This is a genomic window from Hyphobacterium sp., from assembly GCF_043584775.1.
In the GTDB taxonomy this organism is placed as follows: domain Bacteria; phylum Pseudomonadota; class Alphaproteobacteria; order Caulobacterales; family Maricaulaceae; genus Hyphobacterium.
Genome location: NZ_CP121327.1, coordinates 240,604 through 262,405, shown reverse-complemented (window position 1 = coordinate 262,405; position 21,802 = coordinate 240,604). Strand labels below are relative to the sequence as shown.

Below are 21,802 nucleotides of genomic sequence, written 5' to 3'. Positions count from 1 at the left end.
CCCCCGCCATAATAGTTCAGACGTGAATGTTTACAGAGTGAAATTTTCGTGAGACGGAGAGACCAGTGGCGACTCAGCCGGTCCGCAAAGCGGAAATTCTGTCCAGTTCTGCTGAGAAAAGTGGCGCGACCGCGTCAATCACGGCCCGGCTTTCTGCCTCGGTCCGGACGACTTCCATGACCTTTACGCCGCGGAAAAAATCGGCGATCGCCTCAAGCAGGGGATAAGCCTGCCCCACAGCGATATCAGCCGGAAAGATCTGCATCAGGACTTCCTTGCGCCGTATGGCAAATCGCTTCGACTGGTAATTCCACTCGCGGGAGAGATGATCGTCATGCCGGGCCAATAACATCATTTCATATCCGGCGAAGAATGTGTCCGGATAGGCCTGCTTCCAGATTGTATAGAATAATCCGTCTGGCCGCTTCGGTGCGAACAGGCCGAGAATGCCCGCTTCGATATTGGCCATCGCGTCTTCCACCATGAGCGCCACCGCCGCGGCGACCAGCATTTCGCGCGATTTGAAGTGGTGGAGATAAGCCCCCCGGGTCACACCGGCGGCATCCGAGATCATGGTGGTATTGGTCGCGCCCACACCGCGTTCCGAAAAGCACGCAATCGCGGCTCTCAGCAAACGTTCGCGTGTCTCCACGCTGCGGTCCTGTTTGGCCGGCGCAATCGACGTCGTCGGATGGGAGGCAGTTTTGGCAACCATGCCCCCAATTCACGCCAGCAGGCGCGAATTGTCCAGCACGCTGACCGCGATTTAATTGGACACGGCATTCGGCACATTTATATCCTTCAGTATTGAATGTTTATGATCGGAGAATAACGCATGTTCACAATTCTGGCGTTGGCTCTTGCGGGCCTCCAACCGGGAGCGGTCTGTGATCTACGGATTGAAAACGGGCAGGTCTGGAATGGCGAGGCTTTTGAAGCCGCCAACCTTGAGGTTTCCGGTGCGATGATCGTCGACCTTCCGGAGGCCGAATGCACCACCGTGATTGACGCAGCGGGTCAGTTTCTAAGTCCCGCCTTTGGTGAAGGGCATTCGCATAATGTCGAGACGGCCTGGCTTTTTCCATCAGTCAATCAGCGCCATCTCGAGGAGGGTGTTTACTACGTCCAGAACATGAATGCGCGAGCCAGCACGGTGGCGCAGCTCGGCGCTCAACCGGACCAACCCGACACGATTGATGTCAGCTTTGCCATGGGCGGACTGACATCCTTCCGCGGTCATCCCGATCTGTCCTACACATTGTTTCTGTCCAGCCTGCTCTATGGCGGCGCAGACCGCAGCGCTCTGGTTGAAGACGCCTTTCATACAGTGGAATCAGTAGACGATATCGGCCCGGCCCTGGACCGGCTGGAGGCTGACGGCGCCGATTTTGTGAAAGTCTTTCTCGAAAATTCGGAGCGCTTTGCCGCCAACAATGCCTGGCTGGCCGATGACGCGAACTGGGAAATGCTCGTGAATCAGATCCAATCCGGCGAGTTGGAAGGCGATGCGCTGGTGGATCGGTTGACCGAAATCGGCACGGGCCTCAATCCGGATCTGGTGGCCCCCATCGTCGAGGCCGCTCATGCGCGCGGGCTGCGGGTTATGGCGCATGTCGGCAGCGCTTTTGACTTCGAAGTTGCGGTCAGGGCGGGCGTCGATGCCATGGCGCATCTGCCCGGCCCCTATCTCGCAGAAGGTGAACGCATTGAGGATGTCGAACTCTCGCCCGAAATCATCGCTGAGGCGGCCGAGCGCGGACTGACCGTCATTGCCACCGCAAATGTGCGGCCGGAATTCGTGCGTCCGGAAACGGCCGATACCGTCTACGATATGCAGAGGCAGAATATTCGCGCACTTCTGGAGGGCGGCGTACCGGTTCTGATCGGCACGGATCGCTGGAATATCATGTCGTTCGAGGAAGTTCGTTTCCTCGTCGAACAGAATATGATGTCGCCTCAAGAGGCCTATGAGGCCTGGATCGCGACAGGACGGCAGATCTTCCCGGATCGGGCGATCGGCTGTCTTCAGGCCAGTTGCGAAGCCGATATCCTCGTCTTCGCTTCAAACCCCGGCGTAAGCCTGGACGGGCTGCAAAGCCTCCAGATGCGGATCAAGCAAGGTGTTGTGCTGGGCGATACCTAGTCCAGAAAGTGCCGGATTGCGGACCAGGCCGCCTCTTCCGTCAGAAAGGGTGCGTGGCCGACATCCGGCACATTCACAAATTCCAGGTCCGGCTTGCGGCGTTGCATTTCCTCGACGGTCGACATCATCAGGAGATTGGTAATCTCTCCCCGCACCACCAGCGTGGGAATATCTTTCATGGCATCAAACAGCGGCCATAGATCGACATCGGTATCCCCGCCCTCGGCGACGGATTTGGCAATCGCCGGATCATAGTCCAGCACAATCATGCCCTCGTCTTCGCGGCACGTCTTGTGCGCAAAATCCAGCCAGAAAGCGTTTTCGGTTTCCTTGGGGAAAGCGACGCCATTAATGGCGCGTATCGCATCTGCTGCCGCTTGCCAGCTGTCAAAGCGGCCATCCGTCTTTCCGGCATAGGACCGGATGCGCGCAATGCCGACGGGATCCAGTTCGGGTCCGATATCATTCAGAACCGCCTTTGCGATGCGCTGCGGTGCCATCGTGGCTGCGACCATGGTCATCAGCCCGCCCATGGAGGTGCCGATAAAGACCGCCCTGTCGATCCCGAGATGATCGAGAAGGGCCAGCATGTCCTGTGTATAAACGCCGGGGTTATAGCGCGCATGCTCCGGATCATGATCCGAGCCGCCGCGGCCACGCTGCGTCGCCGTGATCACCTTCCGGCCCAGACCTGCAATCTTTGGCGCAAAATCCTCGAAATCTTTCAGATTCCGGGTCAGCCCGTGCAGGCAGAGCACGGGCGGGCCGGTCTCTTCTGCCGTTGCCGGATAAACCCGATAGTGCAGCTTCAGACCGTCTGATGTTTCAAACATGTGATCCGTGTATCCACCCGCCATCGGCTATTTCTCCCAATCATTGGCCAAGGTCCGTGAGGCCAATAGGAACAGAAAGCCCGCAACAAGATAGAGCGACGCGCCGATCATGATCGAATAGCGCAGCGCGTCGGCGCCAAATGTCGGCGTAAGCAAGGTCGACAATTCGCCCAGCACGTACACTCCGACCCCGATCCCCAGGAGGTTGTTGATCAGGAGGAAGACGGCGGACGCCATGGCGCGCATATTCGCCGGCGCCAGATGCTGGAAGGCCGAGAGCGTCGGGCCAAGCCAGGCCAGGCCCAGACCGGTGGGAATGACGAACAACAACGCCGCAATCAGCGGCGTCGTGGCCATCGTGCCGGCGATATACATCGGGAAGGTAAGCAGGAACGCGATCGCGGGAACGATGGCGTACATCTTCTTCGACCCCTTGCCCATGAGATCGCCAAGCACGCCGCCCAGGATAATTCCGAGCGAACCACCCACGAACAGGACGCCGCCGAACAGCCAGCCAGTCGTGATGATATCCAGCTCGAAGCTGCGCGCGAAGAAGCTGGGGACCCAGAAAAACACGCCATAGCCCATCATGGATGAACAGGACGCGCCGAATACGAGGAACCAGAAGCTTGGCTTCTTTGCCAGAACCGCAAACACACTGAAAAAGCCGGGTTTTTTCTCGTCAGCCGCCTCGGCCGGCGCTGCGGCGCTCGTCGCTTCCCCGGGTTCGGGCTGGAGCTTTGCCGCCTGCGTCTGCGGTTTCACGTCGAGACCGCCGCGCTTGGGTTCACGCAGGGTGAGCTTGAAGACCGGCGCGATCGCGATGCCGGCGATCCCGACGATGATGAAGGCGGCGCGCCAGTCGAGGCTTTCACCCAGATTGCCGCCGGCGATCTGCGCCCCGGCAATCACTCCGAAGGCCGAGCCAATGGGTATGCCCAGCGAATAGAGCGCCAGCGCGCGAGCCCGTTTATCAGGCGGAAAATAGTCAGCAATCAGCGAATAGGACGGCGCCACGCCGCCCGCTTCGCCCACGCCAACCCCGACACGGGCCAGGAACAGTTGCCAGAAATTCTGCGCCATGCCGCAGACCGCCGTGAACCCGCTCCAGACCACCAGCGAAACCGTGATGATCGAGGTCCGGCTCTTGCGATCCGCCAGCCAGGCGATTGGAACCCCCAGCGTGGAATAAAGGGCAGCAAAGGCGATACCGCCGAGCAGACCGAGTTGCCGGTCCGACAGGCCCAGCTCGTCCTGGATCGGGATGGCCAGAATGGAGATGATCTGCCGGTCCAGAAAATTGAACGCATAGACGACAAACAGCATAACCAGCACCCAGGCGCGATAGCTCGCCGTGGTCTCGCTGGCAGCGGATGTGGCCGGAGCCGTTGATTCACTCATTCGGAAGTCTCCAGAAAATTCAGCACATCCGCAACGGTGCGCTCGGGATCGTCTTCATGCGGCGCATGGGCGAGATCGTCATAAACAATGAGCTGTGAATTGGCGATGGCCTCGGCAACACGCGGGCCATGACTGGCGGGTATCAGAAAATCACGGCCACCCCACATAACGAGCGTCGGCGCGGTGATCTGCGACAGCAGTCCGCTGGGATCGGGCATGGTGAACTGACGGATATGTTCGATGAATGCCTCGCCATTTCCTTCGCGGCGCATCATGTCGATAATGGTTTGCACCCGCTCATCGCTGACCGAGGCCGGGTCGGCATAGGTAAAGGCGAGGCTCTGGCGCACACCCGCCTCCGGGGCCAGTTGCAGGAAGGCCTGAATGGCCGCAGGCGGCTCGACAGGCTCATCACCGACTTCGTTGAACTGGAAGACTCCCGCATCCACAAGGATGAGCTTGTCGATTCGATCCGGATAGGCGGCGGCAAACCGCCAGGCGATCGTCCCGCCCAGCGAATTCCCGGCCAGCGAAGCCCGCTCGACATCGAGCGCATCCATCAACTCGGCCAGAAACTCGGCCCGGGCTTGTGGGGCATAGCGTTGCTGCGGGTCCGGCCCCGTCAGCCCGTGACCCAGAAGGTCATAGCGAATGACGCGATAGTCCTCGGACAGGCGTTCGGCCCAGCCATCCCAGCTTTCCAGCGAGAAACTGAAGCCGTGAATCAGGATGATGACATCACCGCCCGAGGGCCCCTCTTCGCGTACGCGCATCCGGGCGCCCGCAACATCAATGAACCGATCATTGTCGGCCATATACCGGGCTTCGAGCGCCGATGCCGGTTCACCGCTCGCCTGATCTTGATACCAGAGAACCCCCGCTCCAATAGCGAGGACGAGAAGGGCCAGCACCAAGCCGGCAATGATGAGAATCGTGCGCATCACAATACCCTACACGGCTCTGGTCCGGAGACCAGAGCCGCGAGGTGCTGCATCAGTAACGGAAGGCGATTGTGCCGGTTACCGTGCGAGGATCGCCATAGAAAGCGGTCAGCGTGCCTTCCAGCCCGAGCTCGGGCGCGTTGGTGGCATTGTTGACGAAGTCATATCCCGCCACTTTGTAGCGTTCATCGGACAGGTTCCGGCCATGAACGCCGAACTGCCAGCGGCCATCATCTGAATCCCAGACGACGCTGGCATTCCAGAGCGTGAAGGCTTCCTGATCGATTGCCGCAAACGGGATTTCGAACTGGCTGGAGTCACCGCGATAGGAGAGCGTATTGAGAATGGTCAACTCGCCCTGACGTACCGGCGTTGTATAGGCCAGCGTCGCAGATGCCGTCATATCCGGCGTATTCTGGATCTGGACCTGATTGGAGATATCGACACCAAAAGCGTTGATGAAACTGTCATATTCGCCATCCAGCAAACCGACCGCCCAGTTCAGGGCCAGCGTGTCGCCACGACCAGACATGTCATCGGAAATGAGGGCCGAACCTTCATACTCAATACCCTGGATGGTCGCCGCCGCCGCATTGGTGGTCACGCCGGTGAAGGTATCATTGATGCCGTCACCATTGGTATCGACGCCAACCGAGCCCGGGATCTGGACATCCTGGTAGTCCATGAAGAAGGCCGCAATGGCATGACGATACCGGCCATTGTCGAAGCGCCAGCCGACTTCGTAGGAATCGACCTCTTCCGGATCAAAGCTCATGAAGCGGAAGACTTCATCGGCCGTGACCGCACCGCTATTGTCAAAGTCAGGGGCCGCCGTTGTTTGTCCGCGCGGGTCAAAAGAGCCGCCCTTGAAGCCCTGGCTGTAAGCGAAATAGACGCTGTTCTGATCATTAACCGTGAAGTTCAGCGAGGCACGTGGGCTGAAGTCGGTCCACTCATTTGACCCGGTGAAGTTCGACGTCGTCGCGATCAGCGTCGGCGTGCCGCCGAAATACTGCGAGAAACCGCCGATATAGGTCCGGCGCAGAACGGTAGAGTTACGCTGGTCATTGGTATAGCGGCCGCCGATAGACGCGCTCACCCAGTCATTCAGGTCAAAGCTGACATCGGCGAAAATGGACCAGGTTTCGGTCGAGACATCACCGAAGGTCTGGGCGTTGAGGCCCGGCAGATTGATCAGTGCACCCGTATTGGCGAGCAGCACGTCAAACACCGTGCTGGAATTGGCATCAAGGTAGTAGAACCCGGCCACACCGCTGATCCGGTCCCCTTCATAGAGCACCTGGAATTCTTCGGAGAACTGCTCGTTGGTATAGATGGCCGGAACGTCGAGGTCACCGCTGGGCAAGCTGTCGAAATCGATGGGAGTGATCGAGTCGTCTTCGCGATAGGACAGGATGTTCCGGAAGGTCCAGCGATCATCATGTCGATATTCTGCCAGAAGCGAGCCGCCCGACGCTTCAACGTTCTGGCTGACGACATTCAGCCCGGCGCGCGTATCATAGACATTGTTCAGAACCGGAGCACCGGAGAGAGCCCCCGGAATCAGGCGGTGACCCTGGCGCGGCGCGGAATCATCGGTCAACGTGTCGGCCGAAAGGCGGAAGAACCACTGGTCATTCGGCTCGAATTCAGCCGAAGCCCGGAAGGCCAGAACCTGCTTGTTGTAATTGTCTTCGCCGGTCGTGAGGTTGGTGCCGTACCCGCCGCGATTGAGGCTGGCGACAGCGCCGCCCACACGGAAGGTGTCGCTGAGCGGCACCGAGCCGGAGACGATGGCATCGACCTGCTCATAGCTGCCAACATTCAAACGCGCATTCAGCGTCGGGTTTTCGGTGTCCAGACGACGGGTCACGTATTTTACAGCGCCACCAATCGTGTTGCGGCCGTAGAGCGTTCCCTGTGGTCCGCGCAAAACCTCGATGCGTTCAACGTCGTAGATATCCAGCACAGCCGCCTGCGGACGATTGAGATAGACATCGTCCAGATAGAGGCCCACGCCGGATTCAAAACCGGAGACCGGATCCTGCTGGCCAACGCCGCGAATAAACGCCGACAGCGTGGTGTTGGTGCCGCGGGACACTTCCAGCGTCACGTTCGGCGTGGTCTGGCCGACATAAGTGATGTCGGGAGAGCCCTGACGTTCCAGCTGTTCACCGGATATGGCCGTCACGGACAACGGAACATCCATGATGGTTTCTTCGCGGCGGCGCGCTGTCACCGTGATGACGTCCTGCGTCATCGGTGCATCAGCGGAATCATCCTGTGCCACCGCCATAGGGGCGGCCAGGACCGGCAGCATGGACGCGCTGGCCAACAGGGCGGCCAGCCGTGCGGAACGGTTACGTAAAATCATAATGCTCTCCCTTTGACCTTGCGGACCCGCCGCTGCCGGAGTGTCCGGCAATCCAACGCGCCTCTTTTTTAAAGGTCGGTTCCTTTGTGATGGTGCACAACAAATTCAACGCTAGTTGAAATGTCAAATGAAATTAAATGAACGTTGAAATTAGTTTCCAATCTTGGTCATCTTTGCAACACTGGCCACCGGTTTGCGGTTGACCTCAAACTGTGTATGGATTTTGCCATCAACAACCGTACGGGGAGACAATCGGGGTGACACGCGGCGAGAAAACCCGGAAGAAAATCCTTGATTCGGCTGAAAAACTCTTCGCAAGGCGAGGGTATCACGGGGTGACGATACGTCAGATCACCAAGGAGGCCGGCGTCGACACCGCACTCGCAAACTACCATTTCGGAACCAAGCGCAATCTGTTCGACGCCGTATTGCTGCGACGCGCCGAAGAGCTGAACAAGGTGCGCCTCGAAAAGCTGGAAGAGATCGAATCCGCTGCCGAAAACGGTGTCGCCAGCCTCGAAGACATCATCGACGCTTTCTCTCACCCCCTGCTCGACCGGTCTGAACGCGGCGGCCCCGGATGGAAGAGCTATTTCGCCCTGATTGCCCAGATCAACAACTCGCCGGACTGGGGCGGGAAGCTGATGACGGAGTATTTCGATCCGCTGGTCCGCCGCTTTATCGCGGCTTTGCAACGCGCGCTTCCGGATGCGCGCGAGGAAGACCTCTACTGGAGCTATCACTTCTTCTCGGGCGCACTCGTGCTCACCTATGCCGAGACCGGCCGGATCGACAACCTGTCGGACGGCAAGGTCCATTCCAGCGATCTTGACGCGGTCCAGCTGCGGATGCCGCCCTTTATTGCGGCGGGTTTCCGGCGCTTGTGCGAACCCAAGGCAACTGAGAACTGACCGGCCCAATTTCAACGCTTGTCGAATTTTGGTTGACGAAAGCGTTATCCTCGGCTCAGCTTGCGGTCTTCCGAGACTGACCCGAGGGTGCAAATGCAGCGCGGCCTGACCTCTCCGCCTCCGCTTTTTCCGGAAATATTGCAGCTGAACGCAAAGTGGCGCGGCAACGCTCCGGCTCTGGTGGCAGGCGATGAGACGCTGAGCTGGGCTGATTTTGACAAGCAGACGAATGCGCTGGCGAACGGCCTGTTAAAAACCGGCCTGAAGTCAGGTGACGCAGTCGCGTTGGTCATGTCAAATAGCATTGATATGGCGCTGGTTATCGCTGCGGCGATGAAAGCCGGGCTGGTGACCGCCCCTCTGAATACCAGCATCCTGCCGGACGCCATGCTGGCCATGATCACAGATTCCGGTGCCAAAGCGATCATTGCATCCGCGCAATTCTGCAATGCGCTCGAAGCAGCTGAAGCCTCTAACGCCACGTCCTTGCCCGCCATCCGGATCATTCAGGGCGGGGCGGCAGACGGCTGGCAAGATCTCGGGGGCTTTCGCGCACATGCAGACGCCTCGCCGCCAGCTGTTCGGGCAACGCGCGAGCATCCGCTCAATATCATCTATTCCTCCGGAACGACCGGACAGCCCAAGGGCATTCTCCATACCCATGGAACGCGGCTCGACTGGGCCTATGATCTGGCACTGGCGCTGCGCTATCATTCCGGCGCACGCACACTGGTTACGCTCGGCCTCTATTCGAATATCAGCTGGGTCATGATGCTGTGTACCTGGCTGTGCGGCGGCACGCTCTTCATTCGCGGCATCTTTTCCGCAGGCGATGTGCTCGATCAGGTCTCCCGCCATCGCATCACGCACACAGCGATGGTGCCCATCCAGTATCAGCGCATTCTGGACGACCCGGCTTTCAGCCCCGATAAACTGGCCACCCTGCAATACGTCATGTCCTGCGGATCACCCCTTCTCGCCCACACCAAGTCGGCCTGGCTGGAAATCTGCCCCGGCATAATCGAGCTCTATGGTCTGACCGAAGGCCTGATCACGACGCTCGATCCGGAGGATGCGCCCGGTCGTCTGGCATCTGTCGGCAAACCCTTGCCCGGAACCGATATCAGAATTCTCGATGAAAACGACGAAGACTGCGCGCCCGGCGTGGCGGGCGAAATTGTCGGTCGCGGACGCATTGCCATGCCGGGCTATCACGATCGCCCGGAAGCGACGGCAGACATCACCTGGATAGACGCGCATGGCGATGCCTGGCTCAGAACGGGCGATATCGGCAAGCTGGATGCCGACGGCTTCCTCTATATCGTCGATCGCAAGAAGGACATGATCGTCTCCGGCGGTCAGAATATCTATCCGAAAGACATTGAACAGGTTCTGATCGCCCATGACGACGTCGAGGATGTCGCTGTTATCGGCATGCCCGATGAAACCTGGGGCGAAACGCCGGTCGCCATCATCGTTGCGAGCTCTGATACCAAGCCCGATCCCACAGCTCTGATCGACTGGGCCAATACGCGTCTGGGCAAACAGCAACGCATTCGAGGTGCTCACTTCATTGACGAGCTCCCGCGAAACGCAAACGGCAAGGTCCTCAAGCGCGAATTGCGAAACAAATTCTCAAACGCCCGATAAAAAAGGGCGGACCCGAAGGCCCGCCCAGCATACGCCAACACTGTACTCGGAGGGCGGAGCCGACATCCGGAACGGAGAACTCAGAAAAGTTCCGGATATCGACACCTGAGTGTTGCGTACTACCCTGTAGCGACCTGCTTAGCGGCGGATCGTAACCCGGCCGTAGAAGTAACGGCCGGCCGTGTCATAGGTCTGGTTGAGCGTGTTCATGTCGTGATTGTTGGTGACATAGGGCGGCGTCTCATTTGCGAGATTGCGCACACCGAAGGTCAGACCAACACCGGAGTCCACGAAGTCATAAGCGGCCTGAACGTCGTGATACATCACACGCTCAGCGTCATTGGACAGATTGCTTGCGATTCCGGAGAAGTCGCTGACTTCATCAAGATACCGGCCGACATAGTTGAACTGCCAGCTATCCGAAACCACGCCCAAGCGAAGCAGGGCCGTGATTTCCGGGAAAGCCGCAGGGTTGCCCGTAAACGGATCCTGAGCAAAGAAGCCCGAATAGTCCTGAACCGGACCACCTGGCAGCACCTGATAGGCGAAGCTTTCCAGATAGGTAATATCGAGACCGGCCACAAACTGAGCCGTCGATTCGAAGATGTCGAAGGTCGGGCCAGCATAATCAATACCGATATCAACACCCGATGTCTCATAGGTCGACAAATTGGCGTTTGTTGTCAGAACACCGGCCAGAACACCTGTTGCTGAACGACGCGCTCCACCCGCGCCCGGGAACGGGCTGGCCAGCGGCCGACCACCCACTCCCGTATATCCCGGCCCCACGATCAAGGCGCACAACGGATCGGAGAAGTTCGGAGAGTCATAGCACTGATTGGCAATAGTATTCACATCAGCCGTACCGATCGCATTCGTGATTTCGAACGAGAAATAGTCAGCCGAGAAGGTGAAGTCCTCGAGGATCGGCGTACCGGACGGCGTGAATACAACACCGAAAGTATAACCTTCTGACTCTTCCGGTGTCAGATTCGGGTTACCACCGGTGACAGCAGCAGCCTGGGACGTACCAGCGAGGTTGAAGCCCAAAGGCAGTCCGTCCGCCGCACAATTCACATTCCGGTTTCCGGTAGTGGTCGTATCCCACTGCAGGCAAGGGTCGGTATAGGTCGTCGCCGACTGAGCCTGCGGCGCAAACAATTCGCCGATCGACGGCGCCCGGAAACCGGTCGAGAATGAACCGCGAACCCGGACCTGATCATTCGGAGCCCACTCAGCCTTGATGGCGTAGGTGTTGGCATCGAAGCTGTTGTTCACATTCGTACCGGTCACGTCATAGCTGGACGCACGGGCCGAAAGCTCAACCGCCAGCAATTCGGCGAATTCAACACCCGACAGGATCGGCAAGCGAACTTCGCCGTAGAATTCGGACGAGGTCTGCTCACCTTGCGTGGCATTACCGGACACGAAGTAGATCTGACCGATCTGTGCCGCACCATCGGGAATGAACTCCGCAGTATCGCGGCGGCGCTCATAACCGACTGCCCAGCCGATTTCACCACCTGGCAACTGCAGGCCACCCAGATCACCCGAAAGGTTGGCCTGGTAGGACAAGCGTGTAGCCCGTTGCACAGGCGAGTGGCGCACCAGCATGAAATTGGCAATGGCATCCGTCAGCGTGTTCACGCGGAACGGGTCCCAGATCAGATTGGCAGGTGTCTGACACGCACCGGCTGCCAGAGACGCAGGGTCATTACAGAGCACTTGTGCCGCGCGAACAGGGTTCACCTGACCGTCGATGACGCGGGCGTCAACATAACGGCCATAGGACAGCGACGTATCCCAGAATATGCCGGCTGGCAGCATGCCTTCAAGGCCGAAGATCGACCGCCAGGACGACGCGTCCTGGGTGAAGAAACGACCGGAATCCAGCTCGGCCAGACGACGGGCCACAAAGACAGCCTCACCGGTCGGGTTGTTCGGGTGGAAGGCCGGAACCAGCGGCGACCAGAAAGTCCCCACAGGCGCCAGTTGCTGTTCGGACGCACGGGCGGCAAACATGAATTCACCGTAAGCGGTCGCCTGACCGAAGCGGTCAGAGTTCAGCACGTCATATTCGGCGTCGAAGAAGCCCGAGAATACTTCCTGCGGCGTGACCATGTAGGAGCGCGCAGCAAAGTTATAGCCATCGGCGGGTGTGAATGGGCGTAATGTGTTGGTCGCAGGATCTAAAACAAGACCAGACCCGAGCGTATTCAAGGCCGTTGTATTGGGCGAGTTACCGCTGGGAATGATACGCCCGGGATAGGCCGTGGTTGAACCCGAGCAGATCAGCTGACCGCCCTGTTCGGCCCAAGGGCAGGCGGAGAACGGACGATCCCCCTGAAGGATGGTGCCACGATCGAAATATTCGAGGTTGGCGGTAAACCGGCCACCGTCGAAGGAACGACCGAAAGTCAGACCGTAACGGTAGATCTGACCATCGCCTTCGGACGTCACGTCATACTGACCGAATGCTTCAAAGCCTTCGACATCGTCACGTGTGATGATGTTGACCACGCCGGCGATCGCGTCCGAACCGTAAACGGTCGATGCGCCATCGCGCAGAACTTCAACACGGCCGATCAAGGAAACCGGGATCATGTTGAGGTCAGCGGTACCGCCCGTATTGGCCGGCGTCACGCGGCGGCCATTGACCAGGACCAGCGTCCGGTTCGGGCCGAGGCCGCGAAGCGATATGGTGGCCTGACCGCCCGAACCGTTGTTCACGCGCGAGTTCGTTTCACCGCCCGGCGCAAATGTGATCTGGTCAGCAAAGTCTTCCAGCGTACGAACAGCCTGAACATTCAGGTCGTCGGCACCAACAACTGTGATCGGGCTGACCGAGGTCAGCTCGCTGCGGCCGATCCGTGAACCGGTCACGATGATGCGGTCATCCGCAGCACCATCCTGAGCAAAGGCAACACTGCCCCCCATAAAGGCCGTCATCGCAATAGCGGCGCACGATGAGAGCGCAAGCCCCTTGATTGAGGCGCAAGTGCGTCTTTCTGTCGTTTTCATTTTAGTCTCCATTATTTCCCCTCCGACGCCCAAAAAGGCGTTCGAGCGACGATTCCTAATGAGACAGAAAGGCAGTCGACAGACGCCAGCGACCGACTCCGCCAATGAAGCGACAAACGCAGCGAATTATGAGTTGAATGGCGGTTTCCTAGCTCAAATAGCGCTCGAGATTACGGGATTGTGATTTTAATGGCGGAATTTTGAGTTTCCCCGGCTCATCGAATTCGGCAATTTCGGTGCGGGGGTGCGGCGTCTGAATGGGTTCAAGCCATGTCGACGCCTCGATTGAGTCTGGTTTTATCATCAGATGCCGATAACCGGGAAATGTTCAGGTCGTTTCTGGGACGCGCCTGCGATGTAACGACAGCGCCACTCCATCTTACCGGCCAGCTCGTTGCGACGATGGTCGAGACCAGCCGCATAGATGGCGTTGTCATATTCGCAGCTGATGCTGACTTCGAAACCATCGCACTCGCGAAACAGGTGGATACGCGAGGCATTCCCTACATGCTGGCACTGGAAAAATGCGCGTCCGCCCAGGTCCTGTTTGAACTCGCATCGCGTGAATTTATTCTGATTTCTCAAGAACGTGCTCAGATCGAAGCAACAATCACCCGCTTCCTGTCCTACCTGACCAATCCCGCGCAGAATTACCGCAACCCCGCGCCCCGCGCCGCGGAATTGCCCGGGGATATCTGGGTACGCCAGGGCTATGCTGATCGCAAAATTCCACTCAACGAGATCCGTTCGATTTCGGCAGACAAGGACTATGCCGTCATCGAGCTGCCGAATGCCTCACTTCTGGTGCGCGCCACATTATCGACGCTTGAAGATGAGCTGGGCGCGCAGGATTTCATCCGCATCCATCGATCCCACATCATTCCGGCCCATCGCATTCAGGAAGTGAAGAATGTTACCCGGCACAGCCACCAGGTTTTGCTTGATGACGGAGAAGCTTTTCCGGTTGGAAAAACCTATTGGCCACGGGTCCGACGCCGATTTCGCGGTCAGACACGACGCCAGGCCGCCCGGTCCGGCTGACACAGGCCGTCAATGTTCAGGAATTCTGGCCTGATACAGCCGGACCTTGATGCCGCCATGATCCACCGGGCGTGACGGCTTGGCAAAGGGCAGGCGCGTGGCCCGCGCCAGCTTGTCCTCGCTGGTAATCAGCGCGACGCGCCAACCTGAAAACCGTGATCGCAGGCTCTGACCCAGATCATGATAGACGCTGTATAGCGCCTTCAGATTACCGATCCGCGCGCCATAGGGCGGATTGACGATCACAAGGCCCGGCGGCCCCTCCGGCGGCTTAATATCAGCGACGCTTTTTTGCTGGAATGCCGTCCACCCGGCGACGCCCGCACGCGCCGCATTGGCCGCGCTCGCGCTTATCGCGCCCGCATCACGGTCCGAGCCGGAAAAGCGAATACTCGAAGCCAAATCCCGAGCGCCCTGTTTCATTTCCCGCCATTGCGCCGCATCAAAACCGGCAAGATGTTCAAAGGCAAAGGCGCGCTCGCGGCCCGGCTGAAGGCCGGCGGCGATCTCCGCCGCCTCGATCACGAATGTGCCCGACCCGCACATCGGATCATAAACCGGCTCGCGACCTGTATAGCCGCACTGACGCAGGAAGAGCGCCGCCAGAGTTTCCCGGATCGGCGCTTTGGCCACGGCTTCCTTGAAGCCCCGGCGATGTAGTAAATCGCCCGAAGTGTCGATGCTGATCGTACAGACATTGTCGTCAATTCGCGCCAGGATCCGGAGCTCGGATTCCTTGGAAAGCAGTGCGCCAAAACCCTCGGTAATCGCGGTCTCAACTCGTTGGGCAATCGCGCCTGCATGATAGAGCTTCGATTTGCGCGCAGAGGCCTCGACCCTTACCGACACGTCGGACCGTAAAAAGCGGCCCCAGTCGATGGCGCGGGCGCGTTTGTCCAGTTGCGCCAGATGGACCACACGAAATTGCGCAATGCGGGCCAGAACACGGCTCGCGCCCCGGACTTCCAGATTGGCGCGCCAGACATCCGGCCATCCGCCCTCAAAGGTGACACCGCCCATCGTGATGGTCGAATCCGGAAAGCCTTTCTCGCGCAACTCATCCGCCAGAACCGGCTCGAGCCCGGGCGGGACCGTCAGGAAAATTTCAAAGCGCTCATCCATTGTCATCGCACCGCTATAGACGGGAAGTTCGGCCGGATCGATTCCCGACGGGCAGGTCAATGTTCAGTCTTGAAAATCAAACCTTCCGGGATTGGTCGAGCCGCTCGCGCCAATGGACCCGGCAGAGCGAGACATAGTCCGATTTCGCCACCCCGACCTGATCGCCTTCAGACACGGCACCGCCGGTGGAATCCTGCCGCAAATTCATGGTCGCCTTGCGCCCGCAATGACAGATGGTGCGCGCTTCGCGCAGATCATCGGCAATGGCCAGAAGTTCGGCGGCACCCTCAAACAATTCGCCCTGAAAATCGGTTCGCAACCCGTAGCACAAAACCGGAATGCCCAGATTATCTCCGACCCGCGCCAATTGCCAGACATGATCTTTCGACAGAAATTGCGCCTCGTCGACAAAGACCGCATTCAAGGGTCCGGCCACTTTCCGGCGCGCAATGGCATCGAACATATTGGTCTCGTCGCGGAAAATATGGGCGGGGGCGCGCAGGCCGATACGGGATTCAATCTCGCCCATTTCAGCGTCCGGATCGCTGGCATGATGGCCAGACGTCCACAGCATGACGGACATGCCGCATTCGCCGTAATTGTGCGCGGCTTGGAGCAATATCGCCGATTTCCCGGCATTCATGGCGCTATAGGTAAAATAGAGCTTCGACATGATCGCTGGATAGCTTGATTCCGGATTTCGTCTACCGCCGGACAAAGCTCCCATAGCCTAAAATGGCACCGGGCTTTCAAAACACATCTGTTCGTGCGTGACGGGATGCGCGAATTCCAGCGAGTGCGCGTGCAAACAGAGCCGGTCGCTCGCCGCCAGAGCCGCTTCCGGCGCATAGAGATTATCACCGAGAATGGGGTGGCCGAGATACGCCATATGCACGCGTAATTGATGGCTCCGTCCGGTCAGCGGCGTCAGACGCATCCGCGTCGACCTGGCTCCGGCCTCCAGCACGGTCCAGTCCGTAATTGCCTGACGGCCATGGACCGGGTCGATATGCTGTTTGGGCCGGTTCGGCCAATCCGTCATCAAGGGCTGATCAACCCGCCCTTCCGTGCCGGAAACCTGGCCCCAGACCAGCGCAATGTAGGATTTGCGGGTTTCGCGACGCTCGAACTGGCGGCTGACGCGGGCCTGCGCCTCCAACGTCAAACCCAGGACGATCACGCCCGATGTATCCATATCCAGCCGGTGGATGATGCGGGCGGTCGGAAACGTGACCCGTGCCCGCTTTTCCAGGCAATCCGCCCGTTCGGGCCGGTTGCCCGGCACGGTCAACAAACCGCTGGGCTTGTCGAGCACCAGAATATGATCGTCCGAAAACAGGACCGGCAAGGGGCCCTCTTCTGGCGGTGAATAGACAAACGGGCGCGGCGGAACCGGGGATATAATCAAAGCTCCTGAAACGGGAAGAATGTGGTCACCATCAAAACCGAGTGCCGCAAGCCTGTCATCCTCGCGAGGCAGGCTCTGGCTGGCCCCTTCAACTGCCAACATTGCGGGCTGCTTCAGGCCGGATCGCGGCATTGTGCGCGCCAGACACCTTGTCGTGACTGGATACCCAACGCAGACTGGATATATGGCAGGCCATGAGCTGACCCGACGGAGTTGTTTTGGATCGCACAAGTCACATTGGTGAAAAGCCGAAACTGATCGACCAGTTCGGACGGCAGATCACCTATCTGCGCCTGTCCGTCACCGACCGCTGCGATTTGCGTTGCGTGTATTGCATGAAGGCGCGCCCGGAATTCCTGCCCAAGGCCGACTTGCTGTCGCTGGAGGAATTGACCGTCCTGTGTGACGCCTTCATTGCGCGCGGCGTCACCAAAATCCGCCTCACGGGCGGCGAACCGCTCGTCCGCAAGGATATTCTGACCCTCATCGACAATCTCGGTGCCCGCATCGGTTGCGCCGGCCTGAAAGAGTTGTGCCTGACCACCAATGCGACGCAATTGCCGAGATACGCGATGCGGCTGGCCGAAGCGGGCATCAAACGTCTGAATGTCTCGCTGGACACGCTCGATCCAGAGGTCTTCAGCCTGCTCACACGCGGGGGCAAGGTCGAACAGACACTGGCCGGGATTGCCGCTGCCAAGGCCGCCGGCCTTCACGTCAAAATCAATGCCGTCGCGATGAAAAACCGCAATGACACCCACCTGCCCGATCTCATCCGCTGGGCCCATGGTGAGGGCCATGATGTCTCCCTGATCGAGGTCATGCCGGTCGGCGACGTCGGCGCGGACCGCTCCACCCAGTTTGTGTCACTTCTCGATATGCGGCGGCAATTCGAGGCCTTCTGGACTTTGACCGATCTGGCCGACGATACCGGCGGCCCGTCCCGCTATGTACAGGTCAAGGAAACCGGCGGGCGTCTGGGATTCATCTCGCCGCTGACCGGGAATTTCTGCGCCGGGTGCAACCGGGTCCGAATGACGTGTACGGGTGAACTCTTCATGTGTCTGGGCCAGAATGGATCGGTCGATTTGCGGCGCGCCCTTCGCGAGGGCGGTCCGGGCGAGGTTGACCGCTTGCTGGACCTCGCGATGGCCACCAAGCCCCTGCAGCATGAATTCGATGTTACGCCCGGCGCGAAAACGGCTGTCGCCCGCAATATGGCCCGGACCGGAGGGTGAATATGAAAATCTTGCTCGAATTCTATGGTCCGGTCCGCGACCGGGTGGGCACGCCTCCCGGCACTCTCGAAGTCGACACCGTACCGCCAACGCTCGAGGCGCTGGTGAATTTCTTGGCGAGCAAACTGACGGCCGGCGACGCCCTTCATGATCCTCATTTGCGCATTGCGATCAATGATCAGATATGCGGGAAGGGTGAGACGCTTACGCTGAAGGACGGGGATCGCATCGCTGTTCTCTCACCCTTTTCCGGCGGATGATGTCCCGATTCGACGCCCTCCTGACCCCGGACCCGCTCGATCTGGCGGGACTGAATACGCGCCTGCCCATCGCGCGCCAAACTGGCGCAACCGCAAGCTTTACCGGTTATGTGCGTGGCGAAAACGGTCTCTCCGGGCTCGAATTGCTGGCACATCCCGTACTGACACAAGCGGCGCTGACTCAAATCGCGGAGGATGCGACAAGGCGCTTTGAGCTGACCGGGCTGTTGATTGCGCACCGCCATGGCCGCATGCAGGTCGGCGAGCCGATTGTGCACATCATCGCCGCCGCCGCGCATCGCCGCGCTGCACTGGAGGCCGTCAGTTTTGTGATCGACGTTCTGAAAACCGGCGCCCCCTTCTGGAAACGCGAATGGCGCGGCGACACCTATCAATGGATCGAGCCCACGCCGGACGATCATGACAAGGCCGCACAATGGCTGGGAGAGACGAATGACAGGCATTCCTGAAACCGTCGGCTTTGCGGTGATGACCGTTTCGGACACGCGCGATGCCGCCACCGACAAGACCGGACCTTGGCTACGTGAACAGATAACCGCGGAAGGTCATGCGGTGATCGATCACGCCATTATCCCCGACGATATCACGGCCATTCAGACCACGATGAAACGCTGGATCGCGCATCCGGATATTCACGCGATCATCGCCACGGGCGGCACCGGCCTGACCGGCCGCGATGTCACGCCGGAGGCCCTCCGGCCCCTTTTCGACAAGGAAATGGACGGGTTTGCGGCTGTTTTTCATCAGGTCAGTTTCAGATCGGTCGGTGTTTCCACCATCCAGTCGCGAGCTGTCGCAGGTATTTCCGGCGGCACCTATCTGTTTGCCATTCCGGGATCCTCGGGCGGATGCAAGGATGCCTGGAACCATGTTCTGCGCGATGAATTCGACCGCACCCATCGCCCGTGTAATCTGGTTGAACTGATCCCCCGGCTGACGGAGTAACCGGATGAGTAAATCCCTGACGCATCAGGACAAAGAAGGCCGCATTCGCATGGTCGGCGTTGGCGGGAAATCCGTCACCTCACGCCGCGCTCTGGCCGGGGCCCATATCGCCATGTCCGCAGACGCCTTCAACGCCATTCGCGACGGTCAGGGGCCCAAGGGCAATGCCCTTCATACCGCAGAACTGGCGGGCATCATGGCGGCCAAGCGGACCGCCGATCTGATCCCGCTCTGCCACCCCTTGCCGCTGACATCGGTGAAGGTGAGCATCGAGCCCGACAACGATGGCAATGGCTATGATATTCGCGCCGAAGTCATATGCGATGGGAAAACCGGGGTTGAAATGGAAGCCCTGACGGCGGCGTCCATAGCCGCCCTGACGCTCTACGACATGACAAAGGCGCTCGATAAATCCATGACGGTCAGCGCCATCCAGCTGCTTGAGAAAAGCGGGGGACGTTCCGGCGATTACAAGCGAGCTTTGCCGGATACATGATCACGCTGGACGACGCCCTCGCCTGCATCCGGGATCGAATTCAGCCACTCGGCGCGGAAACGATTCCGCTGGGCGACGGCCACAGACGCTGGCTCGCAGCGCCTCTGGTGGCCCGGCGGACCCAGCCCCCCTTTGATGCCTCCGCCATGGATGGCTATGCGGTCCGGTCCGGGGATCTGACAGGCGTGGAGGTCACACTCACCCTCGCCGGTGAATCCGCCGCAGGCCATGCCAGTCATCGCCCGCTAGGTGCCGGGGAAGCCATTCGGATTTCAACCGGCGCGCCTCTGCCCGCCGGAGCGGACCAGGTCGTCATTCAGGAAAACTGCCAGACAGCAGATGGCCGCATGACAACCGCCGAGCCCCCTCGCCCGGGTGCCAATATCCGCCGCGCCGGGATCGACTTCATGACCGGCGATACATTGCTGGAAGCAGGCCAGCGCCTGACGCCAGCGGCGATATCGCTCGCGACCAGCGCGGGACATTCAACGCTTCTGGTCTCCCGCCAGCCCGTTGTCGGCATTCTGTCGACGGGCGATGAATTGGTAGAGGCAGGCGAGGATGCTGCGCCGGATCAGATCATCAATTCGATCGCTCCGGGATTAAGCGCCTTGATAGAGGCATGTGGCGGACAACCGCGCTATCTGGGGATTGCGCGGGACGATCCCGCCCAGGTTCGCGGCAAGCTCTCTCAAACCGGCGCGCTGGACCTTCTTGTAACGATCGGCGGCGCTTCTGTCGGCGACCATGATCATCTTCGCCGGGTCTTCGGCGAGCTTGGCGGCACGCTGTTCTTTGAGAAAATCGCGATCAAGCCGGGAAAACCAACCTGGTTCGGTCAGCTTGCAAAAACGCCTGTCATCGGACTGCCGGGCAATCCGGTCTCGGCGCTGGTCATGGCGCAGCTTTGCCTGAAGCCCACCCTTCACCGAATGCTCGGCATTGAAATCCCTACAGTCTTTCAAACGGCGAGATTGAAAAGCGCTCTTCCCGCCAACGGCCCGCGCGAAAACATGATCCGCGCTCAATATGACGGCCCGACCGGCCAGATCCGGCCGCTTGCCAATCAGGATTCCTCCGTCCTGTCGGCATTGGCCGCCGCCAATGCCCTGATCCGCCAGCCCGCCCACGCGGTAGCGGCAGAGAGCGGCGAGACGGTTGAATTTCTGCCTCTGGAGTCAGAATGACGGCGCTGCTCGGGCTGGCCGGTCTGTTTCTGGCGACGGCTCTGGCCTATGCCATGGTCGGCTTTGGCGGCGGATCCACCTACACGGCCCTTCTGGTTCTGGCCGATACGGATTACCGCATCCTCCCCGCTATCTCCCTTGCCTGCAACATCACCGTCGTGACCGGATCGGTCCTGCAATATTCATCTGCCGGACTGGTGCGCTGGAAGCAGCTTGTACCACTGGTGGCCCTGTCCATTCCCATGGCGTGGCTGGGCGGGCTGATGGAAATTCCCGAACGCCTCTTCATCACCATTCTGGGACTGGCCCTTCTGGCTTCGGCCGCGGCACTGATGATCCGGCAGCCAGCTCCGGCAGGCCCCCGGAAAAGCCTGCCGCCCTGGTCCGGTCCCGCACTCGGTGGCGGCATCGGATTTCTCGCTGGCCTCGTTGGTATTGGCGGCGGGATATTTCTCGCGCCGATCCTGCATTTTCTCCGCTGGGGCAAGGCGCGCGAGATCGCGGCGGCAGCCTCGGTTTTCATCCTGGTCAATTCCCTCGCCGGACTGGCCGGGCAATTCCAGCGCCTGTCCGGATCGGGTGATATCGGCGCGATCATCGACTATTGGCCGCTTCTTCCAGCGGTATTGATCGGGGGCCAGATCGGCGTCTGGCTGGGCCGCACCCGCACATCGGAGGTTTGGCTCATCCGCCTCACGGCCTTGCTGGTGCTCTTTGTGGCAGTACGGCTTTTATGGCGGGCATCCGGTTTCTAGGGCCGCCCGTATTGGCCCGGCCCGTCATGAACCCGCCGTTCGACCGCGCCCGGCG

The 21,802-nt window shown here is 59.7% G+C and carries 20 protein-coding genes; 11 read left to right on the top strand and 9 right to left on the bottom strand.

All coding sequences use genetic code 11. The features are described 5' to 3' along the window. Nucleotides 1–73: 73 nt before the first annotated feature. Nucleotides 74–715: a TetR family transcriptional regulator gene (locus P0D52_RS01285; protein ID WP_394693639.1), complete on the bottom strand. Its 642-nt coding sequence runs from the start codon at nucleotides 713–715 to the stop codon at nucleotides 74–76. 120 nt (nucleotides 716–835) lie between these two features. On the opposite strand from P0D52_RS01285, the gene P0D52_RS01280 reads away from it, so the two are divergent. Next, nucleotides 836–2,143 carry an amidohydrolase family protein gene (locus tag P0D52_RS01280; protein ID WP_394693638.1) on the top strand — a complete coding sequence of 436 codons (1,308 nt, stop codon included), beginning with the start codon at nucleotides 836–838 and terminating at the stop codon, nucleotides 2,141–2,143. Here the strand turns inward: P0D52_RS01280 and P0D52_RS01275 are convergent. From P0D52_RS01275 to P0D52_RS01260, 4 genes are read right to left on the bottom strand one after another with little or no spacing between them, the layout of a single operon-like run. After that, complete coding sequence (locus tag P0D52_RS01275; protein WP_394693637.1) at nucleotides 2,140–2,976, bottom strand: alpha/beta fold hydrolase; 837 nt, start codon at nucleotides 2,974–2,976, stop codon at nucleotides 2,140–2,142. The genes P0D52_RS01280 and P0D52_RS01275 overlap by 4 nt on opposite strands. Before the next feature lie 27 nt (nucleotides 2,977–3,003). Beyond that, complete coding sequence (locus P0D52_RS01270) at nucleotides 3,004–4,377, bottom strand: spinster family MFS transporter (protein ID WP_394693636.1); 1,374 nt, start codon at nucleotides 4,375–4,377, stop codon at nucleotides 3,004–3,006. Further along, the gene (locus tag P0D52_RS01265) at nucleotides 4,374–5,318 is read right to left on the bottom strand and encodes an alpha/beta fold hydrolase (RefSeq protein ID WP_394693635.1); all 945 of its coding nucleotides are present in this window, start codon (nucleotides 5,316–5,318) and stop codon (nucleotides 4,374–4,376) included. The genes P0D52_RS01270 and P0D52_RS01265 overlap by 4 nt, the downstream gene beginning before the upstream one ends. A gap of 52 nt (nucleotides 5,319–5,370) precedes the next feature. After that, nucleotides 5,371–7,692 (bottom strand): TonB-dependent receptor, encoded by a 2,322-nt coding sequence (locus P0D52_RS01260; protein WP_394693634.1) that lies wholly within the window; start codon nucleotides 7,690–7,692, stop codon nucleotides 5,371–5,373. A gap of 212 nt (nucleotides 7,693–7,904) precedes the next feature. On the opposite strand from P0D52_RS01260, the gene P0D52_RS01255 reads away from it, so the two are divergent. Continuing rightward, a complete protein-coding gene (locus P0D52_RS01255; RefSeq protein ID WP_394693633.1) occupies nucleotides 7,905–8,603 on the top strand; it encodes a TetR/AcrR family transcriptional regulator in 699 nt (232 codons plus the stop codon). A gap of 93 nt (nucleotides 8,604–8,696) precedes the next feature. Next, entirely contained in the window at nucleotides 8,697–10,253 is a 1,557-nt protein-coding gene (locus P0D52_RS01250) for a class I adenylate-forming enzyme family protein (protein WP_394693632.1), read from the top strand. Nucleotides 10,254–10,391: 138 nt separating this feature from the next. On the opposite strand, the gene P0D52_RS01245 is transcribed toward P0D52_RS01250, so the two are convergent. Further along, nucleotides 10,392–13,274, bottom strand: coding sequence for a TonB-dependent receptor plug domain-containing protein (locus P0D52_RS01245; RefSeq protein ID WP_394693631.1), 2,883 nt, complete (start codon nucleotides 13,272–13,274; stop codon nucleotides 10,392–10,394). A gap of 270 nt (nucleotides 13,275–13,544) precedes the next feature. On the opposite strand from P0D52_RS01245, the gene P0D52_RS01240 reads away from it, so the two are divergent. Beyond that, on the top strand, nucleotides 13,545–14,315 hold the full coding sequence (locus P0D52_RS01240) for a LytR/AlgR family response regulator transcription factor (protein ID WP_394693630.1): 771 nt from the start codon (nucleotides 13,545–13,547) through the stop codon (nucleotides 14,313–14,315). Nucleotides 14,316–14,324: 9 nt separating this feature from the next. Here the strand turns inward: P0D52_RS01240 and P0D52_RS01235 are convergent, their stop codons facing one another. From P0D52_RS01235 to P0D52_RS01225, 3 genes are all read right to left on the bottom strand, one after another. Beyond that, a complete protein-coding gene (locus tag P0D52_RS01235) occupies nucleotides 14,325–15,443 on the bottom strand; it encodes a class I SAM-dependent RNA methyltransferase (RefSeq protein WP_394694808.1) in 1,119 nt (372 codons plus the stop codon). Between the two features lie 70 nt (nucleotides 15,444–15,513). After that, on the bottom strand, nucleotides 15,514–16,110 hold the full coding sequence (locus P0D52_RS01230; RefSeq protein ID WP_394693629.1) for a thymidine kinase: 597 nt from the start codon (nucleotides 16,108–16,110) through the stop codon (nucleotides 15,514–15,516). A gap of 57 nt (nucleotides 16,111–16,167) precedes the next feature. Next, complete coding sequence (locus P0D52_RS01225) at nucleotides 16,168–16,947, bottom strand: RluA family pseudouridine synthase (protein ID WP_394693628.1); 780 nt, start codon at nucleotides 16,945–16,947, stop codon at nucleotides 16,168–16,170. 116 nt (nucleotides 16,948–17,063) lie between these two features. Between P0D52_RS01225 and moaA the strand changes: the two genes are divergently transcribed. Genes moaA through P0D52_RS01190 form a run of 7 tightly spaced genes read left to right on the top strand, consistent with a single transcriptional unit; the run spans nucleotide 17,064 to nucleotide 21,747 of the window. After that, complete coding sequence (gene moaA / locus P0D52_RS01220; protein WP_394693627.1) at nucleotides 17,064–18,083, top strand: GTP 3',8-cyclase MoaA; 1,020 nt, start codon at nucleotides 17,064–17,066, stop codon at nucleotides 18,081–18,083. 2 nt (nucleotides 18,084–18,085) lie between these two features. Further along, nucleotides 18,086–18,343: a MoaD/ThiS family protein gene (locus P0D52_RS01215; RefSeq protein WP_394693626.1), complete on the top strand. Its 258-nt coding sequence runs from the start codon at nucleotides 18,086–18,088 to the stop codon at nucleotides 18,341–18,343. Continuing rightward, nucleotides 18,340–18,813 (top strand): molybdenum cofactor biosynthesis protein MoaE, encoded by a 474-nt coding sequence (locus tag P0D52_RS01210; protein WP_394693625.1) that lies wholly within the window; start codon nucleotides 18,340–18,342, stop codon nucleotides 18,811–18,813. The genes P0D52_RS01215 and P0D52_RS01210 overlap by 4 nt, the downstream gene beginning before the upstream one ends. Beyond that, nucleotides 18,797–19,309 (top strand): molybdenum cofactor synthesis domain-containing protein, encoded by a 513-nt coding sequence (locus P0D52_RS01205; RefSeq protein ID WP_394693624.1) that lies wholly within the window; start codon nucleotides 18,797–18,799, stop codon nucleotides 19,307–19,309. Before P0D52_RS01210 ends, P0D52_RS01205 begins: the two co-directional genes overlap by 17 nt. 4 nt (nucleotides 19,310–19,313) lie before the next feature. Next, nucleotides 19,314–19,805 (top strand): cyclic pyranopterin monophosphate synthase MoaC, encoded by a 492-nt coding sequence (gene moaC, locus P0D52_RS01200; RefSeq protein ID WP_394693623.1) that lies wholly within the window; start codon nucleotides 19,314–19,316, stop codon nucleotides 19,803–19,805. Then, entirely contained in the window at nucleotides 19,802–20,992 is a 1,191-nt protein-coding gene (glp, locus tag P0D52_RS01195; RefSeq protein WP_394693622.1) for a gephyrin-like molybdotransferase Glp, read from the top strand. The genes moaC and glp overlap by 4 nt, the downstream gene beginning before the upstream one ends. Then, the gene (locus P0D52_RS01190; protein ID WP_394693621.1) at nucleotides 20,989–21,747 is read left to right on the top strand and encodes a sulfite exporter TauE/SafE family protein; all 759 of its coding nucleotides are present in this window, start codon (nucleotides 20,989–20,991) and stop codon (nucleotides 21,745–21,747) included. Before glp ends, P0D52_RS01190 begins: the two co-directional genes overlap by 4 nt. The last annotated feature ends 55 nt before the right edge of the window (nucleotides 21,748–21,802 follow it).

Excerpts from the sequence above, each read along its gene's own strand:
- P0D52_RS01275 (WP_394693637.1), bottom strand. The coding sequence starts at position 2,976 with ATGTTTGAAACATCAGACGGTCTGAAGCTGCACTATCGGGTTTATCCG.
- glp (WP_394693622.1), top strand. The coding sequence starts at position 19,802 with ATGATCACGCTGGACGACGCCCTCGCCTGCATCCGGGATCGAATTCAG.
- P0D52_RS01245 (WP_394693631.1), bottom strand. The coding sequence starts at position 13,274 with ATGAAAACGACAGAAAGACGCACTTGCGCCTCAATCAAGGGGCTTGCG.
- P0D52_RS01240 (WP_394693630.1), top strand. The coding sequence starts at position 13,545 with ATGTCGACGCCTCGATTGAGTCTGGTTTTATCATCAGATGCCGATAAC.
- P0D52_RS01230 (WP_394693629.1), bottom strand. The coding sequence starts at position 16,110 with ATGTCGAAGCTCTATTTTACCTATAGCGCCATGAATGCCGGGAAATCG.
- P0D52_RS01235 (WP_394694808.1), bottom strand. The coding sequence starts at position 15,443 with ATGACAATGGATGAGCGCTTTGAAATTTTCCTGACGGTCCCGCCCGGG.
- P0D52_RS01285 (WP_394693639.1), bottom strand. The coding sequence starts at position 715 with ATGGTTGCCAAAACTGCCTCCCATCCGACGACGTCGATTGCGCCGGCC.
- P0D52_RS01265 (WP_394693635.1), bottom strand. The coding sequence starts at position 5,318 with ATGCGCACGATTCTCATCATTGCCGGCTTGGTGCTGGCCCTTCTCGTC.
- P0D52_RS01270 (WP_394693636.1), bottom strand. The coding sequence starts at position 4,377 with ATGAGTGAATCAACGGCTCCGGCCACATCCGCTGCCAGCGAGACCACG.
- P0D52_RS01205 (WP_394693624.1), top strand. The coding sequence starts at position 18,797 with ATGACAGGCATTCCTGAAACCGTCGGCTTTGCGGTGATGACCGTTTCG.
- P0D52_RS01215 (WP_394693626.1), top strand. The coding sequence starts at position 18,086 with ATGAAAATCTTGCTCGAATTCTATGGTCCGGTCCGCGACCGGGTGGGC.
- P0D52_RS01225 (WP_394693628.1), bottom strand. The coding sequence starts at position 16,947 with ATGTTGGCAGTTGAAGGGGCCAGCCAGAGCCTGCCTCGCGAGGATGAC.
- P0D52_RS01260 (WP_394693634.1), bottom strand. The coding sequence starts at position 7,692 with ATGATTTTACGTAACCGTTCCGCACGGCTGGCCGCCCTGTTGGCCAGC.
- moaC (WP_394693623.1), top strand. The coding sequence starts at position 19,314 with ATGAGTAAATCCCTGACGCATCAGGACAAAGAAGGCCGCATTCGCATG.
- P0D52_RS01280 (WP_394693638.1), top strand. The coding sequence starts at position 836 with ATGTTCACAATTCTGGCGTTGGCTCTTGCGGGCCTCCAACCGGGAGCG.
- P0D52_RS01190 (WP_394693621.1), top strand. The coding sequence starts at position 20,989 with ATGACGGCGCTGCTCGGGCTGGCCGGTCTGTTTCTGGCGACGGCTCTG.
- P0D52_RS01210 (WP_394693625.1), top strand. The coding sequence starts at position 18,340 with ATGATGTCCCGATTCGACGCCCTCCTGACCCCGGACCCGCTCGATCTG.
- P0D52_RS01250 (WP_394693632.1), top strand. The coding sequence starts at position 8,697 with ATGCAGCGCGGCCTGACCTCTCCGCCTCCGCTTTTTCCGGAAATATTG.